This window comes from Massilia sp. NBRC 108631, assembly GCF_059704565.1.
In genome coordinates this window covers 1-6,503 of record NZ_BAAKJE010000154.1, presented here as the reverse complement: position 1 = coordinate 6,503, position 6,503 = coordinate 1, and the positions used below count along the sequence as shown (strand labels likewise).

Genomic DNA, 6,503 nt, shown 5'->3' with positions numbered 1-6,503 from the left:
GGCGGGGGGGGCGGTGCGGGGGGGGGCCCCGGGCCCGGCCCCCCCCCCGCCACCGCTGAGCAGGTTCAGCATGGTCAGCGGATTGACCCCGAACACCCAGGAACCGATCAGCGCCAGCACCACGGTGCCGATGCCGATCGAGCGCCCGCCCAGGCCGAAGCCGCCGCCGCCGCCGCCCGAGCCGCGGTGGTCCTCTACGTTGTCGCTTTCGCGGTTACCTTCCCATTTCATGGCGAGCTCCTGTCTTGCAGTCTTATTTATATGCAGCCACTATACGCTTACTATCCGGTTGCGGCCGCCGCGCTTGGCCCGGTACAGTGCGTCGTCCGCACGTTTGAGCACGTCCTCGGCGTGGGTGTCGCCGGCTGCAAATTCGCTCAGGCCGCCGCTGATGGTGCCGCCGCCGCCCACCGCGCCCAGGCGCAGCAGGGCTTCCGCCACGCGCAGGCGCAGGCGTTCTGCGATGGGAGCGGCCTGCGCGCGGCCGGTGTGCGGCATCAGCACCACGAACTCGTCGCCGCCCAGGCGGGCGGGAAAGTCGGTGCTGCGCAGCTCGTCGCGGCAGACGTCGGCGGCGGCGCGGATGGCCCTGTCGCCGAACAGGTGGCCGAACTGGTCGTTGATGTTCTTAAAATGGTCGATATCGAAGATCAGCAGGGCGGTCGGCGTGCGGTAGCGCAGGAACACTTGATAATGTTCGGCCAGCGCGCCCATCAGCTTGCGCCGGTTGTTCAGGCCGGACAGCTCGTCGCTTTCGCTGTGCAGGCGCAGCTGCGCTTCGAGCTGGTGGCGCGCCGTGATATTGCTGGCCACCCACAGCACCGCGTCTTCGCCGTCGACCTGGAACTCCAGCGCCTGCACCCGGCCTTCGAACCAGCTGGCCTTGAGCGGCGGCTTGCCGGCCATGTCGAGAATGTCTTCGCTGACCAGGCCGTACTCCACCACGTGCAGGCTGCGCGTGGCCAGCGCTTTGTGGATCTCGGCCAGGAACCACTCGGCCTTGGACGGCACCAGCAGCTCGGCCATGGTTTTTCCCGCCAGGAAGCCGATCTCATTGTAATAGCGCACGTCGGCGCCGCCGAAGGCGGCCGCATAGCGGCCGCTGCGGGTGAGGAGAAAGGCCGGGTCGGGCAGGGCTTTGAGGACGGACGCGATCTGTTCGCCCGACAGTGCGGTCATGTACGGCATGGAAATCCGGAGGGTAAGGTCAATTTTGTGCAGCGCCGCAACGGTAGCAGAGCCGTGGCTGTTAGGCAAGCTGGCGCCGGGCCCGCTGCAGTCCGCTTACCATGGCGTTCACCCTAACCTGCGGAGGCTGGCCATGTGGACTTCATTGAAACGCGTGCTGTGTGTACTCTTGCTGGCCGGCGGCGCCGGCGCTGCTCCCGGCGCACTCGCCGGCACCCTGGGCGACCGCGTGTCGCTGCAGTATTTCTATCCCGACCTGCAGACGCCCACGCGCAGTTTTGCCGCCCAGCTGGTCGACGGCGACGGCGCGCTGTTCCACAATGTCGCCGGGGTGTTCGACCTGACCGTGACCGATACCCAGGTAATCGCCAGCAATTTCAACACCGAGGCCTACTGGCTGGGCGGCGCCTTCAACGGCTTCGTGCTGACCAATCTGGACCACAGCTGGCAGCCCTTCGCCGCGCTGGGGCGGCAGACCAACCTGGCCGGCTTCACGCCGGCCAATGTCACCATCAGCGGCAACGCCGCCTATGTCAACTGGCAGGGCTTGTCCTTTGACCAGGATACGCAGGTGGTGCTCTACCTGAGCGCCGTACCGGAGCCGGCCGCCTACGCCATGTTGCTGGCGGGTGGCGCAGTGCTGCTGGCGCGGCGCCGGCCACGGTGCTTGTTTGGCCATCGATAGCACTCCAGCAACAAGCATGTTTCCAGTGCAATAGGATGACCATATTGCTTAACATTGACGCCTTTTGCAGGAGTGCACACTCACATACAAAATCCGCGCTTTCCTGATGTTTTATTGCCGTGGGGATACTCTTTCTTGGTATGTTATTGGCTGTAAGCCTTAACCAACAGCATAGACCGCCAAGGGAGCCCACATGCCGAACCGAATTTCCAAGAAGATTGCCGCCGCTGCGCTGGCGGCACTGGCGTTAGGAACGATGGCGCTGCCGGAAAGCGCGCTGGCGCAAACCGCCGCCAAGCGCTCCAGCCAGGCGCAGCCGGCCAAGCCGGCGATGCCGCAGCTGAATTTGCCTGACCACAGCAACGGCGAGCGGGCCATCAGCCGCCTGGGCGCCAGTCTGCCGGGCGTGGCCGCGCACTACGGCAAGTCGGCCGACGCGCTGCGGGCGCAATTCCGCAACGACCGTTCCGCCTGGCTCGACAAGGCCGGGCGCATGTACTTCGTCGAGCTGGGCCTGACCGCATCGCCGTCCGACGTGGCGCAAAGCGGCGCCATCTATCCGGCCGACCAGACCTTCCTGCTGCACTCCCGCAAAAGCTCCAAGCGCAAGATCTACCTCGACTTCAACGGCCACACCACCACCGGCACCGCGTGGAACACCAGCTACGGCCTGAGCACCATCGTCAGTCCCGCCTTCGACCTGGACGGACTGCCCGGCACCTTCAGCAGCACCGAACTGGCCATGATCCAGAATATCTGGCGCCGCGTGGCCGAGGATTACGCGGCCTTCGACGTCGACGTCACCACCGAGGAGCCGCCGGCCGACCAGATGTCGCGTACTTCCCTGTCGGACGACACTTATGGCACGCGCGCGCTGATCACCAAGAACTTCACCGCCGGCACCGTCAAGGGCGACTGCGGCTGCGGCGGTTTTGCCTACGTGGGCGTGTTCGACGCCACCAGCGAAGCGAACAAGCCGGCCTTCATCTTCCAGGACAAGCTGGGCAACGGCGAGAAAAGCATCGCCGAAGCCACTTCGCATGAAGTGGGCCACAACCTGGGCCTGTCGCACGACGGCACCAGCTCGGTCGGCTACTACTCTGGCCATGGCAGCGGCGCCACCGGCTGGGCGCCCATCATGGGCGTGGGCTACAACAAGGAACTGGTCCAGTTCAGCAAGGGCGAGTACCTGAACGCCAATAACAGCGAAGACGACTACCTGGTGATGCAGAACAACGGCGTGATGTTTGCCGCCGACGATTTCGGCAACGGCATCGCCACCGCCGCCACCTTGTCGCCCACCGCCGTCAGCGGCATGAACACCTACGACATCATGGGCGTGATGGAAACGCCGTCCGACGTCGACGTGTTCCGCTTTAACGCGGGCGCCGGCGTGGTCACCATCAACGCCAAGCCGTTCGAGCGCGGTCCCAACCTGGACATTCTGGTCCAGCTGCGCGACGCGTCAGGCAACCTGCTGGCCGAGGCCAATCCGGCCGACGCGCTGACCGCCTCGCTGTCGTTCAACCTGCCGGCTGCCGGTACGTATTATGTGAGCGTGGAGGGCATGGGCCTGGGCGATGCGCTGGGCACCGGCTACAGCGCCTACGGCAGCGTGGGCCGCTACGCGGTGGCCATGTCGGCGCCGCTGGCGGCAGCAGGCGCTCCGGTGGCCGTCATCGGCGCCAGCGCCACCAACGGCCCGGCGCCGCTGAACGTGTCCTTCTCCGGGGCCTCGTCCACCGGTTCGGGCAGCAGCATCGTCAGCTATGAATGGAACTTCGGCGACGGCACCCCGCTGGCCGCCGGCGTCGCCGCCAGTCACGTGTACAACGCCGGCGGCAGCTACACCGCCTCCCTGAAAGTCACCAACAGCGCCGGTTTCAGCGGCACCAGCACGGTGGTGATCACCGCCACCACGGCGCAGCCGAAGGTCTACGCCGGCGGTATCACGATGGCGCTGGTGGCGCCGAACCGCCAGCAGGCCTACGCGCAGGCCAAAGTCACCGTCAAGGATGCGAGCGGCAATCTGATCCCGAATGCCACCGTATCGGGCAGCTGGAGCGGCATCGTCAGCGGCGCGGCATCGGCTGTGACCAACGCCAGCGGCGTGGCGACCATCAACTCGGTGTCCAGCAAGAAGACCGGTACCTTCAAGTTCACGCTCAACGGCATAACCGCCGCCGGTTACACCTATGACGCCAGCCTGAACGCCATGAGCAGCAATTCCATTTCGCGCTAAGCCGGCAAGGCTTGCATCAGGAGGACGGCGCCGCTTCGGGCGCCGTTCCTTTTTCTATCGCCGCTTTCAGCGCCTTCGCCACTGCGCCGGCAATATCGTCCTGCACCATCAGCAAATCATCGACCGGCCTGTCGTAGGTGTCCGACCAGATAATGAAGCCGTTGTCGGCTTTCATTAACCGCGCCGCAACCCGCAGCATATTGCCGGATTTGCGCACGCTGCCGTCCAATATATAGTTGACGCCCAATTCTTTCCCTATCTCGGCCAGTGCTTTTTGCTTGCCCTTGTAATAAAACGAGGAAGTTGGCGCCGGCACTTTGACGCCCGGGATTTTACTGAACCGGTTTATAAGCTCTTCGGTCATGCCGTCGGCAAATATCTCGTGTCCCATGCCTTCCGTTAAATCCGCAAACGGCAGCACCGCGATGGAATTCCGATATTGCGGCAGCGGGAAGGCGCTGGCAGCCGCAGGCGGCTTGGTCGCTTGCGTGCCGGACATCCAGAATGCCATGCCGGCGCTCGCCGCCACGCCCGCGGCCAGCAACAGGGCGCGGCGCCGGTTTGGCGCGACGGGCGGCGGGACAGCGACGGCCGCCGGCATGGCCGGGATGGCCGGCTCGTCCCATGGCCCGACGGGCGCCACCATCCGATACCCTTGGCGCGGCACGGTGGCGATGTAACTGGCCTGCCTGGGATCGTCGCCGAGCAGGCGGCGCAGCGACGCGATCGCCTGGTACACCGAATCCGGCGTGACCACCACGCCCTGCCAGACGTGGCCCAGCAGTTCTTCGGCGCTGACGATCTCTCCCGCGCGCGCGGTCAGGCAGAGCAGCAGGCGCAGCGTGCGCGGCTCCAGCCGCACGGTTTCGCCGGCGCGCGTCATTTCGCCCAGCGCTGTGTCGACGCACCAGGCGCCAACGCGCAGCTTCGTCGTCGTCAAGTTCTCCATGGGTCACCGTGCTTTTCTTGTAATTTTGATAGTGCGCAATTATAGCCCGGCCAAGGCGGTGCTCCGGCCAAGGTTTCAGGCAATGTTCAGGCGAATTCAGCCGAAATTCAGACCAAATTCAGGACTTTCCCGGCCCGCATCCGCATAGTGCAGGCTCATTTACCAATGGAGGCTGAGTATGCTTGTCTATAAATTCCCGTACTGGATCTGCAGTTTGGGCCTGGTTTTCACATGCGCGGCGAACGGCAGCCAGGCGGCAGGCGCGGCCGGCTGGACCGATGCCGGCAACGCCGTGCTGGTGCAGGAAGGCGCCCGGCTTGGCTGGACGCAAAGCGACAATGGGCAAGAGTTGAACTGGGACGAGGCAAAGGCGCATTGCGCGGAACTGGGCGCCGGCTGGCGCCTGCCCAAAGTGGACGAACTGGCCGCTATCGTGGACAAGGCGCGGACGGACGGCGACAGTGCCGCGTGCGGCAACGCGCGGTGCAAAGTTCCGCCGTTGTTCAGGCTGAGCGGCAGCTGGCACTGGAGCGGCAGCGACCTGAAAAAGGACGGGGCTGAACCTTCGCCGCTGCTGGCCTGGGGCGTCCAGCTGGTTAACGGCAGCAAGAACCAGACGTTCAAATTCATGCCGCACGGCGCCCGCGCCTTATGCGTCCGACTCATCGGGAGCGTCAAATGAAACATCTCTTATTATCCCTGCTGCTGCTGTCCGGCCTGCCTGCTTTCGCTGCGCAAGACATGGCCATCGTCTCCCGCCACAGCGCGGTGGTATTCCAGTGGAATCACTTTGGCTATTCCAATCCGGTGGCGCGTTTTGAAAAGATCGAAGGCAAACTGCTGCTGGACGAACAAGACCTGACAAAATCCTCCGTGACGGTAAAGCTGGCGCTGGATGGCTTGCGGACCGGGGTGGCCGCATTGGACGAGCATTTGAAAACAGACGAGTTTCTCGACGCCGCCCAATACCCCGACATTACATTCACCAGCACGGGCATTGAAAAAGGACCGATGGATACGCTGAAAATAAATGGCATGCTGTTCCTGCATGGCGTGACCAGGCCTATCGTGTTGAACGCGAAAATCAACAAGATCAGTACCGATCCGGCGACGAAGAAGAGCAGGGCGGGCTTCGATGCCGAGGCCACCCTGAGGCGCTCGGACTTCGGCGTTGGCAAGTATGTGCCGTCGGTGGCGGATGAGCTGCTGGTCCGCATCACTTTGGAAGTGGGCGCATAGCCAAGGGGCGTGGACGCAAAGAAGGGTTAGGAAGCCGAAGCTTGCTAACCCTTATCTGTTCCTGCGTATTCGTGGTAGGCCGTGCGGGATTCGAACCTGCGACCAACGGATTAAAAGTCCGCTGCTCTACCAGCTGAGCTAACGACCCGAAAGAGGCAGCATTATAGGGCGGCCTGCGGGTTTCGGCAAGCGCGAATTTC

Annotated in this window: 7 protein-coding genes and 1 tRNA gene; 4 read left to right on the top strand and 4 right to left on the bottom strand. The window is 64.1% G+C overall.

Translation table 11 applies throughout. The annotated features are described in order from the left end of the window. Both AC6H42_RS16955 and AC6H42_RS16950 read right to left on the bottom strand, forming a co-directional pair. On the bottom strand, positions 1-231 hold a 231-nt coding region (locus AC6H42_RS16955; protein ID WP_497548538.1), incomplete at its 3' end, for a neutral zinc metallopeptidase. A 39-nt stretch (positions 232-270) separates the two neighbouring features. Further along, positions 271-1,188: a sensor domain-containing diguanylate cyclase gene (locus AC6H42_RS16950; RefSeq protein ID WP_057155293.1), complete on the bottom strand. Its 918-nt coding sequence runs from the start codon at positions 1,186-1,188 to the stop codon at positions 271-273. Positions 1,189-1,321: 133 nt separating this feature from the next. Between AC6H42_RS16950 and AC6H42_RS16945 the strand changes: the two genes are divergently transcribed. After that, complete coding sequence (locus tag AC6H42_RS16945; RefSeq protein WP_497548537.1) at positions 1,322-1,873, top strand: PEP-CTERM sorting domain-containing protein; 552 nt, start codon at positions 1,322-1,324, stop codon at positions 1,871-1,873. 193 nt (positions 1,874-2,066) lie between these two features. After that, positions 2,067-4,115: a PKD domain-containing protein gene (locus tag AC6H42_RS16940; protein ID WP_497548536.1), complete on the top strand. Its 2,049-nt coding sequence runs from the start codon at positions 2,067-2,069 to the stop codon at positions 4,113-4,115. Positions 4,116-4,131: 16 nt separating this feature from the next. Here AC6H42_RS16940 and AC6H42_RS16935 read toward each other — a convergent pair whose 3' ends face one another. After that, a complete protein-coding gene (locus AC6H42_RS16935; RefSeq protein WP_497548535.1) occupies positions 4,132-5,055 on the bottom strand; it encodes a winged helix-turn-helix domain-containing protein in 924 nt (307 codons plus the stop codon). A 187-nt stretch (positions 5,056-5,242) separates the two neighbouring features. Here AC6H42_RS16935 and AC6H42_RS16930 point away from each other — a divergent pair, with 187 nt between their 5' ends. Beyond that, positions 5,243-5,746: an Lcl domain-containing protein gene (locus AC6H42_RS16930; protein ID WP_057155301.1), complete on the top strand. Its 504-nt coding sequence runs from the start codon at positions 5,243-5,245 to the stop codon at positions 5,744-5,746. Beyond that, the gene (locus AC6H42_RS16925) at positions 5,743-6,303 is read left to right on the top strand and encodes a YceI family protein (RefSeq protein WP_497548534.1); all 561 of its coding nucleotides are present in this window, start codon (positions 5,743-5,745) and stop codon (positions 6,301-6,303) included. Before AC6H42_RS16930 ends, AC6H42_RS16925 begins: the two co-directional genes overlap by 4 nt. A 72-nt stretch (positions 6,304-6,375) precedes the next feature. Here the strand turns inward: AC6H42_RS16925 and AC6H42_RS16920 are convergent. Continuing rightward, a tRNA-Lys gene (locus AC6H42_RS16920) sits at positions 6,376-6,451 on the bottom strand. Between the last annotated feature and the right edge of the window lie 52 nt (positions 6,452-6,503).